This is a genomic window from Streptomyces aculeolatus (assembly GCF_020400605.1).
Taxonomy (GTDB): Bacteria; Actinomycetota; Actinomycetes; order Streptomycetales; family Streptomycetaceae; genus Streptomyces; species Streptomyces aculeolatus.
Genome location: NZ_JAINRD010000003.1, coordinates 189,163 through 216,110, shown reverse-complemented (window position 1 = coordinate 216,110; position 26,948 = coordinate 189,163). Strand labels below are relative to the sequence as shown.

Annotated in this window: 22 protein-coding genes; 11 read left to right on the top strand and 11 right to left on the bottom strand. The window is 73.7% G+C overall.

Going from position 1 to position 26,948, the window contains the following annotated elements; translation table 11 throughout:
• Positions 1-43 precede the first annotated feature (43 nt).
• Complete coding sequence (locus LG396_RS07435; RefSeq protein ID WP_225794131.1) at positions 44-1,861, bottom strand: AMP-dependent synthetase/ligase; 1,818 nt, start codon at positions 1,859-1,861, stop codon at positions 44-46.
• A gap of 231 nt (positions 1,862-2,092) precedes the next feature.
• Between LG396_RS07435 and LG396_RS07430 the strand changes: the two genes are divergently transcribed.
• Entirely contained in the window at positions 2,093-3,301 is a 1,209-nt protein-coding gene (locus LG396_RS07430) for an acetyl-CoA C-acetyltransferase (protein ID WP_130457567.1), read from the top strand.
• A gap of 32 nt (positions 3,302-3,333) precedes the next feature.
• Positions 3,334-5,499, top strand: a complete 2,166-nt coding sequence (locus LG396_RS07425; protein ID WP_225794130.1) for a 3-hydroxyacyl-CoA dehydrogenase NAD-binding domain-containing protein — start codon at positions 3,334-3,336, stop codon at positions 5,497-5,499.
• 36 nt (positions 5,500-5,535) lie between these two features.
• Here the strand turns inward: LG396_RS07425 and LG396_RS07420 are convergent, their stop codons facing one another.
• Positions 5,536-6,219 (bottom strand): TetR/AcrR family transcriptional regulator, encoded by a 684-nt coding sequence (locus LG396_RS07420; RefSeq protein ID WP_051642565.1) that lies wholly within the window; start codon positions 6,217-6,219, stop codon positions 5,536-5,538.
• Positions 6,220-6,437: 218 nt separating this feature from the next.
• Between LG396_RS07420 and LG396_RS07415 the strand changes: the two genes are divergently transcribed.
• The 7 genes from LG396_RS07415 to LG396_RS07385 all read left to right on the top strand — a co-directional run bounded on the left by LG396_RS07415 (position 6,438) and on the right by LG396_RS07385 (position 17,061).
• Positions 6,438-7,670, top strand: coding sequence for an oxygenase MpaB family protein (locus LG396_RS07415; RefSeq protein WP_018840450.1), 1,233 nt, complete (start codon positions 6,438-6,440; stop codon positions 7,668-7,670).
• 42 nt (positions 7,671-7,712) lie between these two features.
• Positions 7,713-8,936, top strand: a complete 1,224-nt coding sequence (locus LG396_RS07410) for an oxygenase MpaB family protein (RefSeq protein ID WP_225794129.1) — start codon at positions 7,713-7,715, stop codon at positions 8,934-8,936.
• A 22-nt stretch (positions 8,937-8,958) separates the two neighbouring features.
• A complete protein-coding gene (locus tag LG396_RS07405) occupies positions 8,959-11,265 on the top strand; it encodes a molybdopterin cofactor-binding domain-containing protein (protein WP_225794128.1) in 2,307 nt (768 codons plus the stop codon).
• 18 nt (positions 11,266-11,283) lie between these two features.
• Entirely contained in the window at positions 11,284-11,760 is a 477-nt protein-coding gene (locus tag LG396_RS07400; protein WP_100301456.1) for a (2Fe-2S)-binding protein, read from the top strand.
• An 86-nt stretch (positions 11,761-11,846) separates the two neighbouring features.
• Complete coding sequence (pgfA, locus tag LG396_RS07395) at positions 11,847-12,914, top strand: cell envelope lipid trafficking protein PgfA (protein ID WP_225794127.1); 1,068 nt, start codon at positions 11,847-11,849, stop codon at positions 12,912-12,914.
• A 42-nt stretch (positions 12,915-12,956) separates the two neighbouring features.
• Positions 12,957-14,450 (top strand): aldehyde dehydrogenase family protein, encoded by a 1,494-nt coding sequence (locus LG396_RS07390; RefSeq protein WP_225794126.1) that lies wholly within the window; start codon positions 12,957-12,959, stop codon positions 14,448-14,450.
• Positions 14,451-14,601: 151 nt separating this feature from the next.
• Positions 14,602-17,061, top strand: coding sequence for a glycoside hydrolase family 95 protein (locus LG396_RS07385; protein WP_225794125.1), 2,460 nt, complete (start codon positions 14,602-14,604; stop codon positions 17,059-17,061).
• A gap of 15 nt (positions 17,062-17,076) precedes the next feature.
• On the opposite strand, the gene LG396_RS07380 is transcribed toward LG396_RS07385, so the two are convergent.
• Positions 17,077-17,730, bottom strand: coding sequence for a hypothetical protein (locus LG396_RS07380; RefSeq protein ID WP_225794124.1), 654 nt, complete (start codon positions 17,728-17,730; stop codon positions 17,077-17,079).
• A gap of 310 nt (positions 17,731-18,040) precedes the next feature.
• On the opposite strand from LG396_RS07380, the gene LG396_RS07375 reads away from it, so the two are divergent.
• On the top strand, positions 18,041-18,835 hold the full coding sequence (locus LG396_RS07375) for a GAF and ANTAR domain-containing protein (protein ID WP_225794123.1): 795 nt from the start codon (positions 18,041-18,043) through the stop codon (positions 18,833-18,835).
• Between the two features lie 66 nt (positions 18,836-18,901).
• Here LG396_RS07375 and LG396_RS07370 read toward each other — a convergent pair whose 3' ends face one another.
• The 7 genes from LG396_RS07370 to selD all read right to left on the bottom strand — a co-directional run bounded on the left by LG396_RS07370 (position 18,902) and on the right by selD (position 23,514).
• Positions 18,902-19,417, bottom strand: coding sequence for a hypothetical protein (locus LG396_RS07370; protein ID WP_225794122.1), 516 nt, complete (start codon positions 19,415-19,417; stop codon positions 18,902-18,904).
• Between the two features lie 63 nt (positions 19,418-19,480).
• A complete protein-coding gene (locus LG396_RS07365) occupies positions 19,481-19,654 on the bottom strand; it encodes a hypothetical protein (protein ID WP_018840948.1) in 174 nt (57 codons plus the stop codon).
• A 4-nt stretch (positions 19,655-19,658) separates the two neighbouring features.
• Complete coding sequence (locus LG396_RS07360) at positions 19,659-20,579, bottom strand: peptidoglycan-binding domain-containing protein (protein WP_225794121.1); 921 nt, start codon at positions 20,577-20,579, stop codon at positions 19,659-19,661.
• Positions 20,579-21,085, bottom strand: a complete 507-nt coding sequence (locus tag LG396_RS07355; RefSeq protein ID WP_225794120.1) for a hypothetical protein — start codon at positions 21,083-21,085, stop codon at positions 20,579-20,581. The genes LG396_RS07360 and LG396_RS07355 overlap by 1 nt, the downstream gene beginning before the upstream one ends.
• A 2-nt stretch (positions 21,086-21,087) precedes the next feature.
• The gene (locus LG396_RS07350; RefSeq protein WP_225794119.1) at positions 21,088-21,666 is read right to left on the bottom strand and encodes a MauE/DoxX family redox-associated membrane protein; all 579 of its coding nucleotides are present in this window, start codon (positions 21,664-21,666) and stop codon (positions 21,088-21,090) included.
• A complete protein-coding gene (locus LG396_RS07345; RefSeq protein WP_225794118.1) occupies positions 21,663-22,367 on the bottom strand; it encodes a hypothetical protein in 705 nt (234 codons plus the stop codon). The genes LG396_RS07350 and LG396_RS07345 overlap by 4 nt, the downstream gene beginning before the upstream one ends.
• Positions 22,368-22,509: 142 nt before the next feature.
• A complete protein-coding gene (gene selD, locus LG396_RS07340) occupies positions 22,510-23,514 on the bottom strand; it encodes a selenide, water dikinase SelD (RefSeq protein WP_225794117.1) in 1,005 nt (334 codons plus the stop codon).
• A gap of 164 nt (positions 23,515-23,678) precedes the next feature.
• On the opposite strand from selD, the gene selA reads away from it, so the two are divergent.
• Entirely contained in the window at positions 23,679-24,989 is a 1,311-nt protein-coding gene (gene selA, locus LG396_RS07335) for an L-seryl-tRNA(Sec) selenium transferase (protein WP_225794116.1), read from the top strand.
• A gap of 99 nt (positions 24,990-25,088) precedes the next feature.
• Here the strand turns inward: selA and LG396_RS07330 are convergent, their stop codons facing one another.
• A complete protein-coding gene (locus LG396_RS07330) occupies positions 25,089-26,903 on the bottom strand; it encodes a SpoIIE family protein phosphatase (RefSeq protein WP_225794115.1) in 1,815 nt (604 codons plus the stop codon).
• Between the last annotated feature and the right edge of the window lie 45 nt (positions 26,904-26,948).

The following is a 26,948-nucleotide window of genomic DNA, read 5'->3' as shown; positions in this document are numbered from 1 at the left end:
GTCCTTGTCGTCGTGCTGTCCGCTGATCGCCGTACTGCCGGATCTATGTGTACATCGCCTCGATCGTCTCGGCGTGCAGCAGGTCGATCGCCCGGCGCCGCAGGCTCAGCTTCGGTGTCAGTTCGCCGGTCTCCGGGGTCCACGGTCCGGCCAGGACCTCGTACTTCTTCACCTGTTCCGCGCGGGAGAGCGCGGCGTTGGCTTCCGCGACGGCCTTGTCGAGGGCGCTGAGCACCTCGGGGTGGCGTGCCAGCTCACCGGGGCCGGCGGCGGCGATCCCGTTGGCCCGCGCCCAGAGCGGGGCGGCTTCCTCGTCGAGGACGAGGAGTGCGGTGACGTACGGGCGCCGGTCGCCGATCGCGACGGCCTGGGCGACGAGGGGGTGCGCCCGCAGCAGGGATTCGATCTTCGTCGGGGCGATGTTCTTCCCGCCGTCGGTGATGATGATCTCCTTCTTGCGGTCCGTGATCCGGACCAGGCCGCGTTCGTCGATCGCGCCGACGTCGCCGGTGGGCAGCCAGCCCTCGCGGTCGGTCGCCGATGCGATACGGCCGTCGGCCGTGAGGTAGCCGGGGAAGACCACGGGACCGCGGACGAACAGCTCGCCGTCGTCCGCGGCCTTCACCTCGATGCCCGGACCCGGTGCACCGACCGCGCCCAGGGCGAACGTCCCGGGGGTGCTGACCGTCGCCGCCCCGGTGGTCTCGCTCAGGCCCCACACCTCGTACACGGGGAGCCCGAGACCCGCCAGGAACTCCAGGACCGCGGTGGGGATCGGCGCCGCGCCGCTGAACGCCCGGCGGCAGTCGTCCAGTCCGATGGCGTCCCGGACCGGCCGCAGCACCTGCGCGTCGAGCTGCGCCACCTTGGCCGCGAGTGCGTCCGGGACGTCCTGGCCCGCGGACCGCAGGTGGAACGCCCCCCAGGCGGCCTCCTGCGCCTGCTTCAGGGCCGCGGACTGCTCCGCGGGCAGCGCGGCGAGCTTCGCCCGCAGCCCGGCGGCGAGCTTCTCCCACACCCGGGGGACGCCGAAGAAGCCGTGCGGACGCACCGCGAGCAGCGCCGGCAGCAGTTGCGCCGGGTCGGGGCAGATGGTGACGTGGCCGGCGTTGCAGATCGGCATGTAGATCCCGAGCACCCGCTCGGCCACGTGCGCCAGCGGCAGGTACGCCACCGTGCGCGGATGCTCGGGGACGGCGACGAGGTGGTCCTGCATCAGGGACTCGTGGACCACGTTGCGGTGGGAGAGCACCACGCCCTTGGGCTCGCCGGTGGTACCCGAGGTGTAGACGAGGGTCAGCGGCTGGTCTGGGGTGACCGCGTCCGTGAGCACGTCGAACGAGGCGTCTCCGGACGGCCCTTCGCGGGGGATGTCCGCGTAGCGGACGACGAGCCGGCCGCCGGGCGGGACTCCCTCCGGGTCGAGGACCACGACGGCGCGCAGGTGCGGCAGCTCCTTGAGGACCGGCTGCCAGCGCCGCATCTGCTCCTCGCCCTCGAGTACGAGGACGGTGGCCCCGCTGTGCCGGGCGACGAAGCGCAGCTGCTCGGTGCTGAGCGTGTCGTACAGGCTGCAGGCCATCGCCCCCAGGTGGATCGCGGCCAGGTCGGCGATCCAGTGCTCCGGCCGCTTCGACATGGCGATCAGCATCCGGTCTCCGCGGCTCAGGCCGAGCGCGGCCAGACCGCGGGTCAGGGCGGCGACCTCGGCGCGCAGCTGCGACCAGGACAGCGTCGTCGCGTCCGGCCCGATCCCGCTGGTGAGCGCGGGAAGGCCGGGGAACTCCCGGGCGTTGCGGCGCAGCAGGCGGGTGATCGTCAGCCCTGCTGCCTCCTGGTGGAGCTGCTCTGCGGTGACCACGGCGGACTCCCTCATCGCGGACCATCAACGGACTCATCGCGCGGCCCTCACGATGGACCAGTTGTTGGCCATGTGTCAATAGATCGCATCGCCCGCGTCCGCTCCGGCGTGTGTGTCTTCGTGTGGAACCCTGTCCTGGCCGAAGGGGAGTTGTGTCCAATGCTATTGACACGATGACAATAACTGGAGTTGCCTGTCCTCCTACACGGGCCCACGAGGGAGCAGAGGACGATGACAGAAGCCTTCATCTACGACGCGATCCGCACCCCGCGCGGCCGCGGCAGGAACGGTGCGCTGCACCACGTCAAACCGGTGTCCCTGGTGACCGGGCTGATCGACGAACTCCTCCGGCGCCGGCCGGAGCTGGACCCCGGCCGGCTCGACGACGTCGTGCTGGGCGTGGTCTCGCCGGTGGGCGACCAGGGCATGGACCTCGCCAAGGCGGCGGCGCTGGCGGCCGGTCTGCCCGACCGCGTGGCCGGGGTGCAGCTCAACAGGTTCTGCGCCTCCGGTCTTGAGGCGGTGAACATCGCCGCGCAGAAGGTCCGTTCCGGGTGGGAGCAGCTTGTGGTCGCGGGCGGCGCCGAGTCGATGTCGCGCGTGCCGATGGGCAGCGACGGCGGCCCGATGGCGGCCGACCCGGAGACCGCGTACGACACGTACTTCGTCCCCCAGGGCGTCAGCGCCGACCTCATCGCGACCGTCGAGGGCTTCACCCGGCAGGACGTCGACCTCTACGCCCTGCGGTCCCAGCGCCGGGCCGCGGCGGCCTGGTCCGGCGGGCACTTCGCGAAGTCCGTGGTCCCGGTCCGGGACCGCAACGGGGTGACCGTGCTCGCGCAGGACGAGCACCCGCGCCCGGAGACCTCGCTCGACACGCTCGCCGGCCTCAAGCCCTCGTTCGCGAACATCGGCGACCTGGGCGGGTTCGACGCGGTGGCCCTGCAGAAGTACCACTGGATCGAGCGCATCGACCACGTCCACACCCCGGGCAACTCCTCGGGGGTGGTCGACGGCGCGGCGCTCGTGCTCGTCGGCTCCGAGCGGGCCGGCGCGGAACTGGGCCTCACGCCCCGCGCCCGCATCGTCGCCGCGGCGGTCAGCGGGGACGACCCGACGATCATGCTCACGGGCCCCGCCCCGGCCACCCGCAAGGCGCTGGACCTCGCCGGGCTGACGGTGGACGACATCGACCTGTTCGAGATCAACGAGGCGTTCGCGTCGGTGGTGCTCCGCTGCGTACGGGACCTCCGGCTGCCCTGGGACAAGGTCAACGTCAACGGCGGCGCCATCGCCATGGGCCACCCCCTCGGCGCGACCGGCGCGATGCTCGTCGGCACGGTCGTGGACGAGCTCGAACGCCGCTCCGCCCGACGGGCCGTGGTCACCCTCTGCGCCGGCGGCGGCATGGGCATCGCCACCGTCGTCGAACGCCTCTGAACCCGCACACACCCGGAAGGAACGCCGTGCCGATGCCGGAGAAGAGCATGATCAGGTGGGAGCAGGATCCCGACGGGATCGTCATCCTGACGATGGACGACCCCGGCCAGGACGTCAACACGATGAACCAGGCCTACGTCGACTCGATGGGCGCCGCCGTCGACCGGCTGGAGGCCGAGCGCGAGAGCATCGCCGGCGTGGTGCTCACCTCGGCCAAGAAGAGCTTCTTCGCCGGCGGCGACGTCGGCTTCATGAGCAGGGCGAGGCCGGAGGACGCCGCAAGGCTGAGCGACCTCTGCACGACCCTGAAGTCGCAGCTGCGGCGCCTCGAAACCCTCGGCAGGCCGGTCGCCGCGGCCCTCAACGGGTCGGCGCTCGGCGGCGGTTACGAGATCGCGCTGGCCTGCCACCGCCGCATCGCGCTGGACGCGCCGGACAGCCGCATCGGCCTGCCGGAGGTGACCCTGGGACTGCTGCCCGGCTGCGGCGGCGTCAGCCGGACCGTCCGCCTCCTGGGCCTGGAGCGCGCGCTGGGCGACGTCCTGCTCCAGGGGCAGCAGTACCGCCCCGCCGAGGCGCTGGCCAAGCACCTGGTGCACGAACTGGCCCGGTCGCCGGAGGAGTTGCTGACCGCCGCCCGTGCATGGGTCCTGGCCAACCCCGGATCCGTACAGCCCTGGGACGCCGAGGGCTACCGGATCCCCGGCGGCGCCCCCTCCCACCCGAAGCTGGCGGCGAGCCTCCCGGCGTACCCGGCGAACCTGCGCCGGCAGCTGAAGGGCGCGCACATGCCCGCCCCGCGCGGCATCCTCGCCGCGGCCGTCGAGAGCGCCCAGGTCGACCTCGAAAGCGGGCAGAAGGTCGAGACCGGCTATCTGGTCGAGCTGATGACCGGTCAGGTCGCGAAGAACATGATGCAGGCGTTCTTCTACGACATGCAGCACATCGCCTCCGGTGGCAACCGCCCGGAGGGCCACCCCCCGCACCTCGCGCGCAAGGTCGCCGTGCTGGGCGCCGGCATGATGGGCGCGGGCATCGCCTACGCCTGTGCCCGGAGCGGGATCGACGTCGTCCTGAAGGACGTCACCCCCGAAGCCGCCGCGCAGGGCAGGCAGTACTCCGAGAAGCTGCTCGCCAAGACGGTGGTGCGCGGCCGGATGTCCTGGGAGAAGGCCGACGAGGTCCTCGCACGGATCACGCCGACCGCCGGCACCGCCGACCTCGCCGGCTGCGATCTGGTGATCGAGGCGGTCTTCGAGGACCCGGAGCTGAAGCACCGCGTCCTCGCCGAGATCGAGAGCGTCGTGGCGCCGGACGCGGTCCTGGGCTCGAACACCTCCACGCTCCCCATCACCGGGCTGGCCGAAGGCGTCAAGCGCCCGGAGGACTTCATCGGCCTCCACTTCTTCTCGCCCGTCGACAAGATGAAGCTGCTGGAGATCATCGCCGGCGAGAAGACCGAAGAGCGCACCGTGGCGAAGGCCGTGGACTTCGCCCGGCAGATAGGCAAGACGCCGATCGTGGTGGGCGACGGCCGGGGCTTCTTCACCAGCCGCGTGATCGGCAAGTTCATCGACGAGGCGGTGGCGATGGTCGGCGAGGGCCTGCCCCCCGCCTCGATCGAGCAGGCAGGCGCCCAGGCCGGCTACCCGGCGCCGCCGCTGCAACTGCTGGACGAGCTGACCCTGACCCTGCCCCGCAAGATCCGCGAGGAGACCAGGGCCGCGGTGCTGGCCGAGGGCGGGCAGTGGCGCCCGCACGGGTCCGAGGCGGTCGTGGACCGGATGATCGACGAGTTCGGCCGCGCCGGACGCTCCTCGGGCGCCGGGTTCTACGCCTACGAGGACGGCCGGCGCACGGGGCTGTGGCCGGGCCTGTCCGAGCACTTCACCGTGGCGGGGCGCGAGATCCCGCTGACGGACATGAAGGAGCGGATGCTCTTCGCGGAGGCGCTCGACGCGGTCCGCTGCCTCGACGAAGGCGTCCTGCGGTCGGTGGCCGACGCGAACGTCGGCTCGATCCTGGGCATCGGCTTCCCCGCGTGGACCGGCGGCGTACTGCAGTACATCAACGGCTACCGGGGCGGCCCGGCCGGCTTCACCGACCGGGCCGGGGAACTGGCCGAACGGTACGGGGAACGGTTCGAGCCGCCCGCCTCGCTCGTGGCCCGGGCGGAGAAGGGCGAACGCTACGAGTGAGCGGTGCGCGGCGGTCCTGAGCGCCGCCGGCGGGGGTCAGCGCCGGGCCCCGCCGGTGGCGTCCAGCATCGGGACGAGGAACTGCCGGGCCACCGCACGTACCTGCTCCTCGTCGTCGAGGTCGATGACATGGCTGGGGATGACCAGGAAGGACGCCGACACCCGGACCATCATCTCGGCGACGACGCCGACGTCCACATCGTCGGCGACGTTGCCCGCCTGCTGCTCCCTGCGCAGCCTGCCCGCCACGAACTGCTGCACCACGGCGAGAGTCCGCCCCCCGTCGCCGGTCATGGACGGCACCACGGCCTCCGGCTCCGCCTCCATCAGGCCGCCGATGAGGGGGTTGCTGCGGATCGCCCGCAGCGAGCTCCCGAAGCCGAGCACCACGCGGTCGGCGACGGTCTCGGCGTCCTGGACGTCGATGATGAACTGGTCGAAGTACCGCCGGAACTCGCGCTGCACGACCTGCTGGACCAGCGCCTCCTTGGAGGCGAAGCGCCGGTAGACCGTGATCCGCGAGACGCCCGCCCGGCGGGCCACGTCCTCCATCGTGGATCGCCGGATGCCCATGCGGCACAACTGCTCGAACGCGGCGTCGAGCACGCGCGTGGTCGTCTCGTCGCTCTCGTCGGCCTGTTCTGCGGCCTCGGCGAACGCGCGCTCCAGCACCGAATCGGAGTCCTGGGGCGCGGCCAGGAAGGCAAATGCAGGTTCCACGGTCGCCTTTCTCGGGACACGGGTGCGGACCGGGCCGGGACGGGGGAGCCCGGTTCTCCGCTCATTATCGGCGGTGGCGAAGAAGTTGGGTCCTAAGGCTTGTGCTCCGACCCGGCTTGCGCTTCCCTCGATGATACGCAGCTACATGATCTGTATCACCGTATCTGAACATCAGGATACCGACCAGGCTTCCGGTGGCTCAAGGAGGAGTTGCGGGCATGGACGAACTCAGCAGGCGCAAGATGCTGCTCGCCGGCGGAGCGCTCGGAGCATTCGGTGTGCTCGGCGCGGCGGTGCCGGCACACGCGAGGTCCGCCTGGACATGGGCGGCCGGCGGCTCGGTGGCGGGCCACGGGACGGGCACGGACCCGCACGAGGCGTGGGACGACGAAGCCGACTACCTCCTGGGCGAGGTGCTCAGGCGGGGCGACGTGCCCAGGGTCAACGCGGCGCTGCGGACCTGGACCCGCAACGACCAGCCGGTGCCGGACGCGCTGCCCGCGGACGTACGGGACTTCATGGAGAAGGCGCGCCGGCTGCCCTCCTGGGCGGACCGGGACAAGCTGGAGACCGCCGCCGGGTTCAGCAAGCGGAGGAGCATCTACCACAACATCCTCAACGGCCTCGGGGGCGGCATGCTCAGCACCGCCATCCCCCGCGAGGCACGCGCCGTGTACTACTCCAAGGGCGGCGCGGACATGGAGGACCGGGTCGCCAAGACCAGCAAGCTGGGCTTCGCCGTCGGTGCCCTGGACGCGTACCGCCCGGAGGGCATCTGCGCCGTGGAGGCGGTGAAGACCCGCATGGTGCACGCGGCCGTGCGGAACCTGCTGCCCGGCTCCGAGGGCTGGAGCGACACCAGCGGCGGCCAGCGGATCCCGATCAGCCTGGGGGACATGCTCGTCACCTGGCACAGCCTGGCCACCTACACCATGCGCAAGATGCTCGAGTGGGAAGTGCCGATGACCCCGGCCGAGTCCGAGGCGTATCTGCACGTGTGGCAGGTGACGGTGCACATGCTCGGCGTCCGGGACGAGTACATCCCCGCCACCTGGGCCGCGGCCAACGCCCAGTCCGACCAGCTCCTCGACCCCGTCCTCGGGCCCACGCGCGAAGGCGTGGAGCTGACCGACATCCTGCTGCGCCAGCTCGCCGAGCAGACCAGCCTGGGCACCCACATCACCCGGCCGCTGGTCAACGCCTTCGCGCGGTACCTCGTGGGCGACCAGGTCGCCGACTGGAACGGCATCCGCCGCGAGCCGTTCTGGCAGAACACCCTCGAAACCGTCTGGCCGCTGCTGGTGAAGTTCCGCGAAGGCGTGATCGACCTGCCGCTGGTGCCGGAGATCGCCTGGACGATCGACGAGGTGGCGCGCCAGTACATCCTCTTCTACCTCACCAAGGGTGAGGAGATCCACATCGAGATCCCGGACGCCAACCGTCCGACGTGAGCGCACGATCCCATCCGTAAGACCCGAGGAGGAGTTGCGAGCATGGACGAACTCAGCAGGCGCAAGATGCTGCTCGCCGGCGGAGCGCTGGGAGCACTCGGGGTACTCGGCGCGGCGGCGCCCGCCCACGCCAAGACCGCGTGGACCTGGGCGCCGGGAGGTTCGGTGGCCGGCTCGGGGGCGGGCAGCGACCCGGAGTGGGTGTGGGACGACGAGGCCGACGAGGTTCTCGGCGCCGTCCTCGCCCGCGGCGAGGTGCCCCGCGTCAACGAGCTGCTGCGCACGTGGACCCGCAACGACCAGCCGCTCCCCGACGGACTGCCCCGGGACCTGCGGCAGTTCATGGAGGACGCGCGCAGGCTGCCGGCCTGGGCGGACACGGGCAAGCTCGACACCGCCGCCCAGTTCAACAAGACCAAGGGGATCTACGTCGGTGCCCTGTACGGGCTCGGCAGCGGCCTGATGAGCACCGCCATCCCCCGGGAGTCGCGCGCCGTGTACTACTCCAAGGGCGGCGCCGACATGAAGGACCGCATCGCCAAGACCGCGAAGCTCGGCTACGACGTCGGGGACCTGGACGCCTTCCAGCCCCGGGGCGAGATGATCGTGACCGCCGTGAAGACCCGCATGGTGCACGCGGCCGTGCGGAACCTGCTGCCGCAGTCCCCGGACTGGAAGGACACCAGCGGCGGCCAGACCATCCCGATCAGCCAGGCGGACGTGCTGGTCACCTGGCACAGCCTGGCCACGTTCGTCATGCGCAAGATGCTCGAGTGGAAGGTCCGGATCAGCCCCGCCGATTCCGAGGCGTACCTGCACGTGTGGCAGGTGACCGCGCACATGCTCGGCGTCCGGGACGAGTACATCCCCGCCACCTGGGCCGCGGCCAACGCCCAGTCCGAACAGCTCCTGGACCCCGTCCTCGGCCCCACCGAGGAAGGCGTCAAGCTCTGCGAGATCCTCCTGGACATCGTCGCGGAGCTGGACGCCGGCCTGACCCGTCCGCTGATCTCGGCCTTCTCCCGGTACACCCTGGGGGACCGGATCGGCGACTGGATCGGGCTGTCCCGGGAGCCCTTCTGGAAGCCGACCATCGAGGCCGTCTGGCCGCTGCTGGTGGCCTTCCGGGAGGGCCTGATCCCGTTGCCGCTGGTGCCCGAGGCGGCCTGGACGATCGAGGAGGTCATCCGCAAGGTCGTGCTGCTCTTCCTGTCCGAGGGCCGGGGCATCCACATCGAGATCCCCGACGCGAACCGCCCGTCCTGAACCGGAGCCGTAGAGGACACCGATGACGAATCCCGACCCGCCGCCGCTCGCGTCCGGACGACCCGCCCCGGGGCGGCGCCGCTTCCTCGGCTACGTGCTGGCCGCGCCGACCCTGGTGACGGCCGCAGAACTCGTCCCGGCGCGGGCCGCCGGGGCCGCGGAGATCCCGTCCGGGGAGATCACCGAGCTGATCGACCTCAACGACGTGATGACCGCGGCGGCCCTGCCGACCGCCGGCCTGATCAAGGTCGAGGTCCACCCGGACGGCACCGTGTCGTTCGCGCTGCCGCGGGCCGAGGTCGGGCAGGGCATCACCACCTCGACGGCCATGCTGATCGCCGAGGAGCTGGACGTGCCGGTCGGCCGGGTACGGGTCACGCTGGCCGACGCCCGGCCGGAGCTGGTGTTCAACCAGCTCACCGGCGCGTCCAACACCACCATCTCGACGTACACCCCGATCCGGGTCGCCGCCGCCGTCGCCCGCGCCCGGCTGCTGCGGGCGGCGGCGGCCGAACTCGGCGCGGCGGCCGGCGACCTCACCCTGAAGGCCGGGGTCGTCACCGACTCCGCGGGCGGGAGCGTCGGCATCGGCGCCCTCGCCGGGAAGGCCGCCGCCGTCGAGCCGCAGCGGGTGGCCGTCGAGCTGAAGGACGCAGGGCAGTTCACCGTGATCGGCCGGCCCCACAGCCGTATCGACGCGCTGGACGCCGTGACCGGACGCAAGAAGTTCGCGATGGACCTCGACGTCCCGGACGCCAGGCCGACCATGGTGTGCCGTCCGCCGACCATCAACGGGAAGCCCGGCGCGGTGGCCAACCTCGACGAGGTCCGCGCCATGCCCGGCGTCACCGACGTCGCGGTGGTCTCCACCGGCGTGGCGGTGCGCGCGCAGACCTTCGGCCAGTGCATCGACGCCGTACGCGCCCTGCGGGTGTCGTGGAAACCCGGCACCGCGGTGGGGAAGTCGGACGACACCGTACGCGAGGAGCTGCGCAGGGCCGAGCTGCCGATGGGGCTCCCCCCGGTGACCCCGTCGGTGGACGCCACGTTCACCTTTCACTTCCGCAGCAACAGCGCGCTGGAGCCCAACTGCGCCATCGCCGACGTACGCCCCGACCGCGCCGAGGTCTGGTCGGCGCTCAAGTCGCCGATCGTCGCCAAGCAGGCCATCGCCGCCCGGCTGGGGCTCCCGCCGAGCAGGGTCACCGTGCACGTCACCGAGGGCGGCGGTTCCTTCGGCCGCAAGCTGTTCTTCGACGCCGCCCTGGAGGCCGCCGAGATCTCCCAGCGGATCGGCAAGCCCGTGAAGCTCATGTGGCACCGGGCCGACGACTCCCGCCAGGGGCGTACGCACCCCATGGCCACCTCGCGGGTACGCGCCGCCTACCTCGGCGGCACCGTGCTCGGCTACCAGCAGCGGCACACCTCCGTCGCCACCGACCTCGGCCACGGCCTCGGCGAGCTGTTCACCGCGATGGCCGCGCGGCTGCCGGTGGGCGACATCGGTTTCTCGCAGACGTTCTTCCACCTCAGCCAGTCGATGCCCTACGACTTCGGCCCTCACAGCCGGCTGCTCAACGAGACCGACAAGGGCTTCAACACCGGCAGCATGCGCAACGTCTACTCGCCCGACGTCGTGTGCGCCAGGGAACTGGTCGTCGACCGCCTCGCCGCGAAGATGGGCAAGGACCCGTACGGCTTCCGCCGCGAGTTCCTGCGCGACGAGCGTGCACGGGCCGCACTGGAGAAGGTCGCCGAAGCCGGCGACTGGGGCCGGACGATGCCGGAGGGCACCGCGCAGGGCATCGCCCTGCACACCGAATACCACGCGGTCAACGCCGTATTGGTGGAGATCGACTGCCGGCCCGGGACCGTGGACCGCCCCATCCGCGACGGCGTCACCGGGCCGCGGGTGACCAAGGCGGTCCTCGCCGTGGACGCCGGTCTCGCGGTCAATCCGCGTGGTCTGGAAGCGCAGATGATGGGCTGTCTCATGGACGGGATCGCCCAGGCCTTGACGTCGAGTCTCCACCTGCGGGACGGGCATTTCCTCGAAGCGAGTTGGGACAACTACTTCTACACCCGGCAGTGGAACACTCCGCCTGAGTTGCAGGTGATCGTGATGCCGGACACCTCGGACGAGCCGGGCGGGGCGGGGGAGTTGGGGGTCGCCGCGTCGATGGCCGCGGTCGCCTGTGCGTACGGCCGCGCGACCGGGACGATGCCCACCAGCTTCCCGGTCAACCACGGCACGCTCTCCTTCACCCCCAAGCCGACCGTGCCGCCCGTTCCCGCGTCCCCGACCGACGGCCTGGACCACGTCCGCTGACCTGCTGGGAGCCTTTCCGTGCCCGAACACACCTTCCGCCTCAACGGCGAGCAAGTCACCGTCGACGCAGCCGACGACGAGCGTCTGCTGTGGGTGCTGCGTGACGTCCTCGGCGTCACCGGACCGAAGTACGGCTGCGGGATCAACGTCTGCAAGGCGTGCACCAGCCACCTCAACGGCAAGGCCGCCAACCCCTGCGCCATTCCGGTCGGCGACCTGGAGGCGACGGACGAGGTCACCACCATCGAGGGCCTCGCGGACACCGTCGACGCAGACCTGCACCCCATGCAGCAGGCGTGGCTGGACCACGACGTCGTCCAGTGCGGCTACTGCCAGCCCGGCCAGATCATGGCCGCCGTCGCCCTGGTACGCCGCGTGGCCGCCGAGGGCCGGGAGATCACCGACGACGACCTCGACGGCATCCGCAACATCTGCCGCTGCGGCACCTACACCCGCATCCGCGACGCCATCAGGACAGGCGCCCAGAGCATGTGAGGCACCCGCGTGCCGAACCCCGCCGCCGGCTCCGCCCATATCGCGGTCCGCCGGCCCCACCCCCGTCCGCACACAGGAGTGCGCCCATGCGAAGAAAGAAGAGCACCATCGCCCTCGGCGCCGGCGCGGCGACCCTCGTCGCCGCCGCGGCCGTCCTGCGGTTCGCCGTCGTCCCGGTGATCGCGCAGGTCCCGTCCGACCTCGACGCCACCGCCCGCTACGCCGGCACCGCCTCGCTGCTCGACACGGCCGCCCTCGAAAGCGGCGACTCCGAGAACCTCTTCATCCAGGACCTGCCCGTCACCGCCTCCCAGCGGGTCCAGGTCATCGACACCGACGGCGGGACGGCGGTGGCGTCCGAGGACCTCGCCATGCGCGACCCGGACGGGAAGAAGATCCGCGACACCCACCACGTGTACGCCGTCGACCGCAAGGACCTGGACGCGAAGCAACCCCCCGACGGCAGCGGCGCGGAGGCGCACGAGGGACTCGCCGTGGGCTTCCCCCTGTCGCCCGAGAAGACCGACTATCCGTTCTGGGACGCCACGACCCGGGACGCCGCGCCCGCGAAGTACCGCGGGACTTCGTCCACCGGGGGCCGCGAGACGTACGTCTACGAGTTCCACCACTCCGGGCCGGTCGCCGATCCGGCGACGCTGGAAGCCCTGCCCGGGGCGCTGCCGAAGGCCGCGGTGCAGTTGCTCGCCGCCGGGCTGCCCGCCGCCGGCCGGGAGGAGGTGGCAGGGGCGCTCCCCGGGCTCGCCGACCCGGTGCCGGTGACGTACACCGCCGAGGTCGACACCACGTTCACCGTCGACACCGCCACCGGCGTGCCGCTCCACACCGCCAAGGCCCAGAAGGTCACCGCGAACATCGCAGGTCCCGCGGGCGCGACGCCGCTCTTCGACGTACTGGGCTACCGCCTGGAGTCGACCCCCGAGTCGGTGGACGAGCGCGTCCAGGACGCCGCGGACGCGGCCCGGTTGCTGTCGCTGGCCGAGAACGTGATCCCGCTCGCCCTGCTCCTGGCCGGGGCCCTGCTCGCGGCGGCGACGGTGTGGACGGCCCGGCGCGGCGGCGGCCCGGCGGCCGCGGAGCCGGACGCGTCCCCCGGGGCCCGGGACGTACCGGAGGAAGAGTCAGAACCGGTGTGACCCACGCCCGGCCGACCTGCCCCAGCACCCGGAGGGACCCCGATGACCAGCTCCTTCGCCTGCCTCTCGCCGTCGACCGGCGAGCAGGTCGCCGAGTACCCCGTGGCCACGGAAGCCGAGGTACGCGCCGCCGTCGCCGGTGCCCGCGAAGCAGCCGCCGGCTGGCGGCGGGCCGGGCCGGGCGGGCGCCGTGCCGCGCTGCTCGCCTTCAAGCGCGCCCTCGCCCGCGAGACCGACGCGCTGGCCGGCGCCATCGCCGCGGAGACGGGCAAGCCGGTGCACGACGCCCGCACCGAGGTGATCCTCACCCTCCACCACCTCGACTGGGCGGCGCGCAACGCCCACCGCGTCCTGCGCCGCCGCCGCGTGCCCTCCGGCGCCCTCGCCGTACACGAGCGGGCGGTCGTCGGCCACCGCCCGCTGGGTGTGATCGGCGTCATCGGCCCGTGGAACTACCCCCTGTACACCCCCATGGGCTCCATCGGCTACGCCCTCGCCGCGGGCAACGGCGTCGTCGTCAAACCCTCCGAACTCGCGCCCGGCGTCGCCGTCCGCCTCTCCCGCGTCTTCGACGCCGCCGTCCCCGCCCACGCGGGCCTGCTCCGCACCGTCACCGGACTGGCGCGGACCGGTGAGTCGCTGGCCCGCGCCGGAGTGGACAAGGTCGCCTTCACCGGCTCGCCCGACACCGCCCGCAGGGTCGCCGCGGTGTGCGCCGAGACCCTCACGCCCGTCCTCGTCGAGGGCGGCGGCAAGGACGCGGCGATCGTGGGACCCGGGCTCGGCCGGGCCGCGCTGGAACGGGCCGCGGAGGCGATCGTGTGGGGCGCCATGGCCAACGCCGGGCAGACCTGCGCCGGCGTGGAGCGGGTGTACGCGGTCAAGGACGTGCACGAGCGGCTCGTACAGCTCCTCATCCGCCGCGCCCGCCGGCTCGAACCGGGCGCCTCCGGCCGCGGGGAAGCCGCCGACTACGGCGCCATGACGCTTCCCTCGCAGCTCGGCACGGTCGAGTACCACGTCAAGGAGGCCGTGACCGCGGGGGCCCGCGCGCTGCTGGGCGGCCCCGGATCCGCCCAGCCTCCCTACGTCCGCCCCGTCGTGCTCGTCGACGTGCCGGAGGACTCGCCCGCCATGTGCGAGGAGACCTTCGGGCCGGTCGTCGCGGTCAACGCCGTGGCCGACCTGGACGAGGCCGTCCAGCGCGCCAACGACTCCCCGTACGCACTCGGCGCCGCCGTCTTCACCCGCACCCGCCGCGAGGGCCTGGCGGTGGCCGCCGGGCTGCGGGCCGGCGCGGTCTCGGTCGGCTCGGTCCTCGGCTACGCCGCCGTCCCCGCGCTGCCCTTCGGCGGCAGCGGCCTGTCCGGGTACGGGCGGATCCACGGCGCCGAGGGGCTGCGCGCGTTCGCCGCGCCCGCGTCGGTCACCGTGCGCCGCTTCCACCCGTACGCGGACCTCACCTCGTTCGCCACCCCGCGGGCACGGGCGGCGCGCGCCGTGGAGCTGGCCCGGCGGCTGCACGCGCTGCGCTGATCCGCCGGGCGCCGCCGACCGCGTCGGCGTACGGGCGGCACGCGGCACCACAGACATCCGATCTCATCCGCATCAGGCCTATTCCATCGCCCACTTGCTGGCTACACTCCCGGAAACACCTCCGATGTATCCCGGTGTGGGGAGCAGTCAGATGGGCAGACGCACCATGACCGGGCTGAGCATGCTTGCGCTGTGCGCGGCACTCTCCATCCCCTCAGCCGCAGTCGACACCTCACCGTCATCCGGAGTCCCGGCCGCGCACAGCGCGGCCGCGGGATCCGACCCCGGTTCCGTCCTCTGGTACGACGAGCCCGCCCCGGACACCCACGACGGCTGGGAGCAGCGGTCGCTGCCGATCGGCAACGGTGCGATGGGTGCGGCGGTGTTCGGCGGCGTCGCGGCCGAACGCCTCCAGTTCAACGAGAAGACGCTGTGGACCGGCGGGCCGGGCGTGCCCGACTACAACTTCGGCAACTGGGACGAGCCCCGGCCTGGCGCGCTGGAGGAGGTCCGGCAGCGGATCCGGGACGAGGGCGAGGTGTCCCCGGAGTACGTGCGGGACAAGCTCGGCCACGCGTCCGACTCGCCCCGGCACCGCCGCTTCGGCGCCTACCAGAGCTTCGGCGACGTGCGGCTCGACTTCCCCGGTCAGGCGGCGCCGGTGACCGGATACCGCCGGGAGCTGGACATCGGCCGGGGTGTCGCCGGGGTCTCCTACCGGGCGGGCGACGTGCGGTTCACCCGCGAGTACTTCGCCACCGCGCCCGACGGCGTCATCGTCGCCCGCATCAGCGCCGACCGGCCCGGCCAGGTGGACCTCACCTCCCGGATCGGCGTCCCGCCCAACCGGACCGGCACGGCCGGGGCGGACGACGGGCGGATCACCGTCAGCGGCGCGCTCGACGGCAACGGCCTGGCGTACGAGGCCCAGCTCCAGGTGCTCAACGACGGCGGCACCCGCAGCGACGGGGCGGACGGCACGGTGAGCGTACGGGATGCCGACGCGGTGACCCTCGTGCTGGCGGCCGGGACCGACTACACCGCCGACTACCCCGACTACCGGGGCGAGGACCCGCACGCCAGGGTGACCGCGCTGGCCGACGGTGCGGCGGCCAAGGGCTACGGCGCCCTGCTGCGCGACCACGAGGCCGACCACGCCGCGCTGTTCGACCGTGTCGCGCTCGACCTCGGCGGCGAGATGCCCGACGTGCCGACCGACGAGTTGCTGAGCCGCTACGGCGAAGGGCCGAAGGCGGCCGACCGCGCGCTGGAGGAGCTGTTCTTCCGGTACGGCCGCTATCTGCTGGCCGCCTCCTCCCGCCCCGGCTCGCTGCCGGCGAACCTCCAGGGGGTGTGGAACGACATGGAGGCCCCGCCCTGGCAGGCGGACTACCACCTCAACATCAACCTGCAGATGAACTACTGGCCGGCCGACACCGCCAATCTGGCCGAGACCGTCGAGCCGCTGTCCGCCTACGTCGACGGTCTGCGGGAGCCGGGACGGGTGACGGCCAAGCAGATGTTCGGGGTCGGGCGGGGGTGGGTCGCCCACCACGCCTCCAACATCTACGGGCACACCGGCGCCTGGGACCACCCGGCGTACTTCTTCCCCGAGTCCGGCGCCTGGCTCGCGGACCAGCTCTACGACCACTACCGCTTCACCCTCGACGAGGACTACCTCGACGAGGTCGCCTACCCGGTGATGAAGGAGGCGGCGCAGTTCTGGATCGGGAACCTGCGCACCGACCCGTCCGACGGCACCCTGGTCGCCACCCCCAGCCGCTCCCCGGAGATCGGTCCGGCGACCGCCGGCGCGTCGATGTCCCAGCAGATCCTGTGGCACCTCTTCACGGACACTGCGGAAGCCGCCGCCGAGACCGGAGACAAGGCCTTCGCCAAGCGGGCGAGCGCCGTCCTGGACAAGCTGGACCCGGGGCTGCGGGTCGGATCGTGGGGGCAGTTGCAGGAGTGGAAGGCCGACAGGGACGACCCGGACGAGAAGCACCGGCACGTCTCGCACCTGTTCTCCGTCCACCCCGGCCGGCAGATCTCGCCGACCACCACGCCGGCGCTCGCCGAAGCCGCCGAGGTCTCGCTGAACGCCCGCGGGGACGACGGCACGGGATGGAGCAAGGCATGGAAGATCAACTTCTGGGCGCGGCTCCTCGACGGCGACCGCGCGCACAGGCTGCTCACCCAGCAGCTCCGGACCAGCACGCTCCCCAACCTCTGGGACACGCACCCCCCGTACCAGATCGACGGCAACTTCGGCGCCACCGCCGGGGTCGCCGAAATGCTCCTGCAGAGCCACCTCGGCACGATCGACGTCCTGCCCGCCCTGCCGGGCGCCTGGGCGGACGGGAGCGTGGACGGGCTGAAGGCCCGCGGTGCGTTCACCGTGGGTGCGACGTGGCGCTCGGGCAAGCCCGTGGAGATCCGGCTCACCTCGGCCGAGGGCGGTGACGCGGTGCTGCGGCACGGGGTGTTCCGCGGAAAGGTCCGGGTCTACCGCGCCAACGGCAGGCCCGCCGGCTTCGCCACCGACGGCGACACTCTCACGCTGCCGACGAGGGCGGGGGCGACGTACCGCATCGTCCCGCAGGCGAAGTGACGCCCGAGGGGCCGCTCAGCGGGGTTCGCGCAGCGCGGTGCCGTCCTGCGCGGAGCGGGGGCGCTGCCGCGGCCGGCCGGTCATGCCGAAGCGCGTACGCGAGCCGGGGCCGCGGCCGCGCCCCCGGCCGCGCGGCCGGTCCTCCGCCAGTTGCTCGAACAGCTCCTGGCTGCCGGACAGGACCCCTTGGAAGCCGACCGTCTTCTCGTCGCCCGAGCGTACGCGCTGGGCCACCTCGTGCAGTCGGCGGAAGCCGGCGACCTGCCGCGGGTGGCGCACGGACAGCGCGTCGCCGAGCTGCTTCGCGTCGCCGCCGGGAAAGCCCCGGTCGGCCGCCAGCCGGAAGAGGAGTCCCTCGGCCTGCACCACGGCTTCGGCGGGGGCGTTGAGCCACCGCAGGTGGATCTCGGCCCACTCGCGCAGGTACTGCTCGCGGGCCCCCGCGGACAGCGGTTGAACGGGCAGGTCGCCGTACTGGTACAGCCGCTTGCTCAGCTCCTTGCGCGCCGCCTTCACCTCTCCGCCGTGGTGGTCGAGGACGAGCTGGAACTCCGGTCCGAACCGGCGGCGCAGCGCGCGGCTGCTGACCAGCACGGTGGGTGCGAAGGCCAGTGCCACGACGCCGGCGAGGCCGAGGCCGAGGATGATGATCGCTGTCCCGTTGGGCATGGTGCGTCCTTCCGGTGAAGGCTCCCCCTCGCGAGGCTGGCGTTATCGACCCGTTACCCAGCTTCCTCCGCGGCACGCACCCAACGTCACCGCGGCGGGGCTCCGAATCCCGCGTCTGCGGCCTTGAGCTGCCCGTATCGACGCGGGAACCACCCGGGTCGACGCCGCCGTGAACGCGCACCGTGACCGTGGGCGAAACCCGCCCGGCCCACCGCGCCGCTGCCGGACGGATGTCCGGCGTGCATGCCGCCATCCGCGGGGGGTACCAGCAGCCACGAGCACCACGAGCCCTTGAGAGAGGATGCGAACCATGGAGGGCAATCCGCTGCCGACCGAGGACAGCCCGCTGCCGATCCCCCTGCTGCTGGCCGACGTCGTGGAGCGGGGCACCCGGGCCCTCCCACCGCGCTCCCTCGCGGAGGACATCGCGGGGCGGACCGGGGCGCAGGGCGTCGCGCTCTCGCTGGTACCGCACGCCGACCAGTGGCAACTGCTCTACGCATCCACCGACTTCGCGCTGGCGGGGGAGGAGGCCCAGTTCCTCCTCGGCGAAGGTCCGACCTGCACCGCCGCCGCGGAGCGTCGCCCGGTCGCCGCCGGCGACCTGCACCGCCCGCCCGCCGCCTCGCCCGGTGGCCGGCTGGCAGGCCGCCTGCCCGGAGTCGGTGCGCTGCTCGCCCTGCCCGTCCGCATCGGCCGGCACATCCCGGGCGTGCTCACCCTGTACTACGCCGGGCCCCGGCGCTTCGACTTCGGCGGCGCGCGCCGCGTCCAGCGGCCGGGCGACAGCGGCTCGTGGGCCGTCTACGACGTGAGCCCGGGCCCCACGGCCATCCTCCAGTGGGGTCACGACACCCGCCGCCGCACGGCCGCGGCGCACAGCTGGCGGCGCATCCACCAGGCCGTCGGCATCCTCAGCGCCCGGCACGGCTGCACCACCCACGCCGCGCTCGCCCACCTGCGGGCCCGCAGCATCGCCACCGAACAGCGCCTGTCGCATGTCGCCGACGCCCTCCACCGCGATCCGGCGGGACTCCCCGGGGAGCCGCGGTCCGCGAAGGCCCGCGCCCGGGCGCCGTCCGGCCCGGCCGCGAACGCCGCCTGACCGGACGGCGCCGACCGCGTTTCCACCGCCGCCCGACGCGGACCGTGCCGCTCCGCCGGACGGTGCCTACCCCCGCAGTGCCAGCACCGCCCAGGCCGCCGTCGCGACCGTCGCCGCGCCGGGTTTGAGCAGGGTCAGGCGGGTCAGGAGCCGGTCGTCCCACTCCTCGCCCGTGCCGGAGGCGAACCGGAGGACCGGGGTGGCCGCGCGGCCCAGCGCGAAGCCGACGCCGGCCAGCAGCGCCACGCCCGCGTCGTTGGCCAGCAGCACTCCCAGCGCGAGGGCGTACGGCAGGCTCGCCGACACGTAGGTCCGCACCCCGGTGCCCATCTCGAACCCGAACTGGAGCGCGCCGCGCGCCAGATGGCGTTGCAGCACGTCCTGCGGGACCTGCCGGGCGTTCTGCGGCAGCCGCAGGCGCAGCACCCCGCCGTCGCGCGCGACGGCGAGCAGCCCGAGGGCGGCCGTCGCCCCCGCGCGCCAGTCCGCCGGGAGAGGTGCGGCCAGCCCGGAGGCGAGCCACAGCACGGTGGCCGACAGCAGGGCGCCGAGCAGCAGCCCGGTGGAGAAGACCCCGAGCACGGTGGTCTGTCGGTGAACGGCCCGCCAACCTGGCGAGGCAAGCGCGTGCGCGCTGTTACGCGTTCAAACGGAGCCGGAGAGCGAGTAGCCGGCCAGGCCGCCGAGGACCGCCCAGGTGAGCAGGGGGCCGTACCAGGCGGCCGCCACCGCGCCGCAGCTGAGCACGAGCATCGGCACCGCCGGGTCGGTCAGCCGGCCCCGCCACGCCGGCCTGGCCGGCCCCGTGCCGACGTGCACCGGCTCACGCCCCGCCGACGAGGGCGCGCCAGGTCTGCTGGCCGACGATTCCGTCCGCGGTCAGTCCCGCGCCCCCCTGGAACTCCCGGGTCGCGTCCGCCGTGAGCGCGCCGAACTTGCCGTCCACCGTCAACGGGTAGCCGTGCTTGACGAGTTGCCGCTGAGCCGCGCTGACGGCGGCCCCGGAGTCGCCCTGCCGGACGGTGGCCACCAGGTGGGTCCAGGTGGTCGCGTTGACCGTGCCGGTCTGCTGCAGGCCCTGGGCCTCCTGGAAGCCGGTGACCGCGGTCTCGGTGTTCGGCCCGAAGATCCCGTCCGGCTCGGTGGGGAACTCGCGGAAGCCGAGCAGGTGCTGGGCCGTGGCCACGTCCGGGCCGCGCGAGCCGTCCCGCAGCGTCGGCCACGCGACGGCGCCCTCGCAGCCGCAGTCGGTGGTCCAGCGGCAGATGGAGCGCACCCAGCCGGAGCCGGAGTTGAAGTAGCCGTCGTGGCAGCGCCGTTCGATGCCGCAGCCGCAGGCGCCGCACGCGCCGCTGAACGCCCACAGCCACCCGTCGTAGGAGCCGGAGTAGCACTGGTTGGGCCGCAGGGTCCAGGTCACCCCGTCGTTGCGGTGGAAGCCCTCGTTCGGGCCGCTCGTCTCGCATGCGGCGGCGTGCACGGTGCTCGGGCCGCAGCCCGGGGAGCAGTCGTGCTCCGAGGCGTAGGAGGGGCACGCGCCTTCCCAGATGTCGTAGCCGTCGGCGTACGCCTCCCTGGCCGCCCCGAAGACGCCGAGGGCGGCGAAGCCGACGACCGTCGCCGACTGGAGCACGGTGCGCCGGCGGGGCGCCAGGCTCGGCAGCGAGGAGGTGCTCCGGCGGCGGGCGGGACGGTCGGCCGCGCCGGCGCGGCGCAGCTGGGGGACCTCGTCGAGGGTGGTCATCACGCGCTCCTCGGCTGACTCGTGTGGTGGGGGGCTGCGGCGACCAGGTCGCCCAACGCGTCGGCGGAGCCGAGCGGTTCGCTGCGCACGACGCGCCCGTCGGGGCCGACGAGCACGGCGAACGGGGTCGCGATCGCGTCGTACGCGGTGAAGAGGTCGGGCCGGTTCCCGGTGACCGGCACGCCGGCCGCCGGGGCGGCAGGCGCGTCGCCGGCGTAGACGGCGCGCACCGCGGGCGGCCCGTCGAGGCGGCCGGCCGCCGCCAGCACGTCGGCGCAGGTGCGGCATTCGGCGCTGAGGAAGAGCAGCAGCGTCTCGCCGTCCCCGGCCAGCAGCTCGTCCGCGTGCGGCGCGGCGCTGCCCGGGGCGACGCCCAACCGCCCGGGGGAGCGGACCACGTGGCCCCGTGAGAGCTGGTGGACCTGCCGCACCAGCCCGGACACCACGAGGGCGAGCAGGGCGATGGCGACCCAGGACAGGATCAGGGCGCTGGTGGTGAAGTCCACGGTCAGCGGCCTCCCTCGACGGCGGGTACGGGGCCGGCCGGTGCGCGTGCCGGCGGGACGGGCCGGGCCATGGCGGCCGGCAGCACCCAGAGCAGGGCCGCCAGGGTCACGGCGGCCAGCGCCGCCGTGGTCCACTCGGCCGGGCCGCCCGGCGGATCGATGCGCCCCGCCGCCAGCGCGGCGCCGACGGCGGCCAGCCCGGCGAACGCCCAGGCCCGGCCGGCGACCCAGGAGCTGAGGGGGACGTCCGAGCGCGAGCAGCCGCAGGGGCCGCCGCGCCCGGCCGCCAACGCGTACCCGGTGTAGAGGGCGTAGCAGGCGAACACGAGCGCCGCGGCGCCGAGTACGGCGGCGAGCCCGGCGCGGTGGCCGGCGAGCAGCGCGGCGGCGCAGGCGACGGCGAGCAGGCACTCGGCGGCCGTCACCGCCCGCGCGGCCGGCAGCACGGCGCGCCGCGGCAGCAGCCGGTGCGCGGTCAGCGCGTCCGGGAGGGCGGCGGGCCGGCTCAGGTGTGCGGCGCCGCCCGCGAGCAGGGCCAGCAGCGCCACGCCCGTCGCCGTGGCGGCGATCAGGGACGTCACCCCACGGCCCGCAGGTCGAGCGCCCCGACCAGCGTGGGAACGTGCTCGGCGGCGGTGTCGGCCAGCGGCACGATGGTCGCCCACACCTCCTCGCCGGAGAGTACGAAGAAGGGGCGCCCGTCGGAGAGCGAGTCGCGGAACAGCTCTCCCGAGGACACCGACGCACCCTTCCAGGGCGGGAGTTGAACGGTGTGCTCGCGGGTGGGGCGGCTCATCTCGACCAGTCCGAGGGTCGGCACCTCCTTGAGCACCGTGGCCGGCCGGGCCAGGCGGGTGCCGGCGGCGGCGTCCGGGGTGAGCGTGATGCCGTCGGAGTGCTCGGCGATGCCGAGGGTGCGCAGGAGCAGCAGCACGTCGCTGAGCGCGGCCCGGTAGAGCCGGGTGACCAGGCTGAACCGCCGGCCCCGCCAGACCACCAGCACCGGGTTCTCCACCTGCTGCGACTGCGCGTCGTACTCGCTGGTGGTGGCGGTCCGCAACGTGCCCCCCTGGAAGGAGAGTTCGTTGTCGAACGCGGTGACCCCCAGGGACGCGGCCACCGACTCGGCCAGGTCGGCCGGGCCGGCGGTCAGCTCGTACAGGCGGCCGTCCGCGATCACCTCGACCACGGAGGTCGCGGGCCGTGTCAGGTCGAGGTCGGCGGCGAGACGGTACGCGATACCGTCCAACGCGCGGTGCTCGACGGCAGTGGATGACGCCACGTGGTCCTCCTGAGAACCCTGGGGACGGTGTCTCGAACCTGTTGCGCTGGACGGCGGCTCACTCTACCCGGGTAGAATGACGGTGTACATACAAGCCGACTCCTTTCCCCGCCGCACGAACCGGGCTCCGGGGCCGCACCGTTCACCCGCGTACCACCACCGGCGCCTCGCCGGGCGGCAGCACCTCGCCGATCACCGGGTGCCCCGCCACCTCGCCGGCCAGCAGCAGCCCTCCCGAGGTCTGCGCGTCGGCCAGCAGCAGCCGGTCCACCTCGGGGAGCGAACCGAACTCCACCCAGGGCTCCACCCACGCCAGATTCCGCCGGGTGCCGCCGCTGATGAAGCCGCCGGCCGCCGCCGGCCCGGCGGCCGCCAGGAACGGAACGGCCGCCGCGTCGATCGCCAGCGTCACACCGGAGGCGCGCGCCAGCTTGTACGCGTGGCCCAGCAGGCCGAAGCCCGTGACGTCCGTTCCCGCCCGGATGCCCGCGGCGACCGCCGCGACCGAGGCGTCCCGGTTCAGCGCGGCCATCACCGCGACCGCCTCGGGAAAGACCTCGCCCGTCGCCTTGTGCCGGGCGTTGAGCACCCCGCTGCCCAGCGGCTTCGTGAGTGTCAGTGCCCGCCCCGGCTCGGCCGCGTCCAGCCGCAGCATCCGCTCGGGGTGGACCATCCCCACCACCGACATCCCGTACTTGGGCTCCGGGTCGGTCACGCTGTGGCCGCCGGAGACCTGGCAGCCCGCCGCGTGCGCCACGTCCCGGCCACCCCGCAGCACCTCGGCGGCCAGTTCCATCGGCAGCGTCTCCCTGGGCCAGGCGAGGAGGTTGATCGCCGCCCACGGGGTGCCGCCCATCGCGTAGACGTCGGAGAGCGCGTTGGCCGCCGCGATCCGCCCCCAGTCGTAGGCGTCGTCCACCACCGGCGTGAAGAAGTCGGCCGTGGTGACGACGGCCCGCTCGCCGTCGAGCCGGACCACGGCGGCGTCGTCCCCGCCGCCTTCGAGGCCCACGAGCAACTCCGCGGCCGGATCCTGCGGGCTGCTGCTCGTCCGGTTCAGGGAGGAGACCAGGTCGTCGAGTTCGCCGGGAGGAATCTTGCAGGCGCAGCCACCGCCGCCCGCGTACTGGGTCAGTCGCACGGTCATCCGCCGGACGCTACCCCCGGACCGCCGTGCCCGGACAGGGGGTTCGGGGCGCCGCCCGGGACGTAGACTCCCTGCCCGAGGCGGGTGGGCGCCTGGTGCCCCACGGCCGCCCACGCCGATGCGGCCGGCCCCCGGCTGCTCCGACGCCACCGGGGAGGCAGGCGTTGACGGACGCCAGACGCCGCGTTCCGCGCACCGACGCCCTGCTCGCCGACCCCCGGCTCGCCGACGCCGTACGGCGGCTGGGGCCCACCCTGGTCCGCCGCGCGGTCACGGAGGCCCAGCAGCGGGTACGGGCCGGAGCGCTGGCCCCCGAGGAGGCGGCGGACGCGGCCGTCGCCGCCCTGCCGCGCAACGCCACCTCGCTGCGCCCGGTGGTGAACGCCACCGGCGTCGTCGTGCACACCAACCTGGGCCGCGCCCCGCTCTCCGCGGCCGCCGCCGAGGCGCTGCGGGCCGCGTCAGGACCCACGGACGTCGAGTTCGACCTGCGCGACGGGCGCCGCGCGCGGCGCGGCAGGGGCGCGTCGGCCGCCCTGGCCGAGGCCGTCCCGAACGCGGAGGCCGTGCATCTGGTCAACAACAACGCCGCCGCACTGGTGCTGGCCGCCACCGCCCTCGCCGGCGGGCGGGCGATCCTCATCAGCCGGGGCGAACTGGTCGAGATCGGCGACGGGTTCCGCCTCCCCGAGCTGCTGGAGAGCACCGGCGCCCGGCTGGTCGAGGTCGGCACCACCAACCGCACCCACCTCGACGACTACGCGCGCGCCGCCGGCCCCGACACCGGCTTCGTCCTCAAGGTCCACCCCTCCAACTTCCTGACCACCGGCTTCGTCTCCGCCGTTCCGGTCGCCAGGCTCGCCACGCTGGGCGTTCCCGTGGTCCACGACATCGGCTCCGGGCTGCTGCGGCCCTACCCCGCGCTGCCGGACGAGCCCGACGCCGCGACCTCCCTCGACCAGGGCGCCGACCTGGTCACGGCCAGCGCGGACAAGCTGCTCGGCGGCCCCCAGGCGGGCCTGCTGCTCGGCCGGCGCGACCTTGTCGAACGGCTCCGCACCCATCCGCTGGCCCGCGCGCTGCGTGTCGACAAACTGACCCTCGCCGCCCTGGAGGCCACCCTCCTCGGCCCCCGCCCCCCGGTGGCCCGGGCCCTCGCGGCCGGCGAGGCCGAACTCGCCGCCCGCGCCGAGACGCTGGCGGCCGGGCTCGCCGAACGGGGCGTCGCCGCCGAGGCGGTGCCCAGCGACGCCCGGGTCGGCGGCGGGGGAGCACCCGGCGTCACCCTGCCGAGCGCCGCCGTCGCGCTGCCCGCCGCCCTCGCCGGGCCGCTGCGCGCCGGCGACCCGGCCGTCGTCGGCCGCGTACACGGCGACCGGCTGCTGCTCGATCTGCGGACGGTGCCCGAGGAGGAGGACGCGGCACTGCTCGCCGCCGTCCTCGCCACGGCCGGCGGGCCGCCGCGGGAGGCGTAACCGCGGCTCCCCGGCCCCGTACGGCCGCAGCCGGCGCTCACCGGCGCGGGAGCCGGCAGGTGGCGCGTGTTCGCCGGTGCGCCCGCACCCCCGCCGGGGTCAGCGCGCCGGTGCCTCCGCGTGCAGCACCACCATCGCGAGGTCGTCCTCGACCGGCTCGGGGCTGAAGTCGTGCGTCGCCTGGCGGACCCGTTCGGCCACCGCCATCGCGCCCATGCCCGCGCAGGTGCGCAGGATGCCGGCCAGCCCGTCCCCGTCGTCGAGGAGGCGCTGGCCGTCGCGGCGCTCGGTGACCCCGTCGGTGACGCACAGCAGCGTCTCGCCGGGCGCGATCCGGAAGGTGTCGGCGCTGAACTCGGCGTCCTCGTCGATGCCGAGGAGCAGTTGGGAGCGGACCACGGAGCCCACCTCCCCGTCCGCGGTCATCCGCAGCGGCAGGGGGTGGCCGGCACTGGCGAGGCGGCACTGGGCGCCGCCCGCGCTCGGGTCGGGCGTCAGCTCCCCGTAGACCATGCTGAGGAAGCGGGGCCGCGCCCCCTCTCCTCTGGCGCTCACCGCCTCCGCGGCGTCCTCCGCCATCATCGCGTTCAGCCAGCGCAGCACGGACTCGACGCCGTGGCCCTCGCGGGCGAGCAGCCGCACCAGGTGGCGGGTCAGGCCGGTCACCGACATCGCCTCGACGTCCTTGCCCTGTACGTCTCCCAGGAGGAAGCACCACCGGCCGTCACCGGTGGGGAAGAGGTCGTAGAAGTCGCCCCCGACGGTCTGCCCGCTGGCGTGGGGCTCGTAGACGATCGCCGACTCCATGCCGGGCAGCCGGCCCAGCGTGGCCGGGAGCTGCCGGCGCTGGAGGGCCCTGCTGATGCTCGTCTGGCGGGTGTACTGGCGGGCGGTGACGAGGGCCTGGGCGACCTGGCGGGAGACGTCCTCGACGATGTGGGCCACGGAGTCGGTGATCTCGGGCGGGCCGGCCTGCCCGATCAGCAGCGTGCCCTGGTACGTCCCGCCGGAGACCAGGGAGAACGCCAGTGCCGAGCCGCCGTCGTCGGTGCCGGCGCTCTGCGGCCACGGCCAGGGGGTGCCCGCGGTCCACAGCTTCGGCGGCGGGGCCTCGGCTTCGAGGTCGCCGCGGAGCGGGCCGATGAGCTGCTCGTCCGCGTGCCAGACGCTGGTGAGCCGCATCCCGCCGTCCTCCGCGAGCAGCCAGACGGCGCACCAGTCGGCGAGCCGGGGCACCATGAGCTGGGTGGCCAGGGCGGCGACCATCTTCTCGTCGAGCTGCCCGGCCAGCAGCTCGCTGGCCTCGGCGAGGAACGTGCCGCCGTGGCCGCCCACGCCGGCCTGGCCGCGGTACTCGGTACGGGCGAGGGGGTGGGCCACCTCCGTGGCCTGGAGCTGCTGGTAGAGCACCGGGCTCAGCGGGCCTACCGGCACCTTCGTCTCGCCCGGCGGGGGCAGGGTGAGGCGGCACCACACGGCCTTCTCCGTGTGCCGGTAGGTGACCCCCCACGCGTCGGAGAGGGTCGACACGATCTGGAGTCCCAGCCCGCGCCCGCTGCCCGTGCCGTCCGGGGCGCACGGCACGGTGGCCGTCGGCTGCCGGTCGTACACCTCGACCACGGCGCCGGTCAGGGCGTCGTCCGCCGCCGGGTCGGTCTCCACCCGGCAGGCCAGCTCCATCGGGGTGCCGGCGTGGATCAGCGCGTTCGTGACCAGCTCGCCGGTGAGCAGCGCGGCGTCGTCGGCCAGCTGCTCGGCGGGCGGGCCGAGCGAGGAGGTCGCGAGCGCCCGCTCGGTGATCATGGCGCGGACGTAGGCCCGGGCGCGCGCCGGCGCCTGCCGGGTGACCGGCAGTTCCGTGCGTATGCCGGACCCGTCCTGCGCGCGGGACCTGCCCGGAGAGACGGCCTGCACTGAGGGCTCCTCTCAACCTAGACAAATCCTAATATAATGAACAAA

Coding starts and splice junctions, on each gene's coding strand:
- pgfA (WP_225794127.1), top strand. CDS start 11,847: ATGCGAAGAAAGAAGAGCACCATCGCCCTCGGCGCCGGCGCGGCGACC.
- LG396_RS07390 (WP_225794126.1), top strand. CDS start 12,957: ATGACCAGCTCCTTCGCCTGCCTCTCGCCGTCGACCGGCGAGCAGGTC.
- selD (WP_225794117.1), bottom strand. CDS start 23,514: ATGACCGTGCGACTGACCCAGTACGCGGGCGGCGGTGGCTGCGCCTGC.
- LG396_RS07415 (WP_018840450.1), top strand. CDS start 6,438: ATGGACGAACTCAGCAGGCGCAAGATGCTGCTCGCCGGCGGAGCGCTC.
- LG396_RS07380 (WP_225794124.1), bottom strand. CDS start 17,730: ATGCCCAACGGGACAGCGATCATCATCCTCGGCCTCGGCCTCGCCGGC.
- LG396_RS07360 (WP_225794121.1), bottom strand. CDS start 20,579: ATGACCACCCTCGACGAGGTCCCCCAGCTGCGCCGCGCCGGCGCGGCC.
- LG396_RS07410 (WP_225794129.1), top strand. CDS start 7,713: ATGGACGAACTCAGCAGGCGCAAGATGCTGCTCGCCGGCGGAGCGCTG.
- LG396_RS07405 (WP_225794128.1), top strand. CDS start 8,959: ATGACGAATCCCGACCCGCCGCCGCTCGCGTCCGGACGACCCGCCCCG.
- LG396_RS07375 (WP_225794123.1), top strand. CDS start 18,041: ATGGAGGGCAATCCGCTGCCGACCGAGGACAGCCCGCTGCCGATCCCC.
- LG396_RS07425 (WP_225794130.1), top strand. CDS start 3,334: ATGCCGGAGAAGAGCATGATCAGGTGGGAGCAGGATCCCGACGGGATC.
- LG396_RS07385 (WP_225794125.1), top strand. CDS start 14,602: ATGGGCAGACGCACCATGACCGGGCTGAGCATGCTTGCGCTGTGCGCG.
- LG396_RS07430 (WP_130457567.1), top strand. CDS start 2,093: ATGACAGAAGCCTTCATCTACGACGCGATCCGCACCCCGCGCGGCCGC.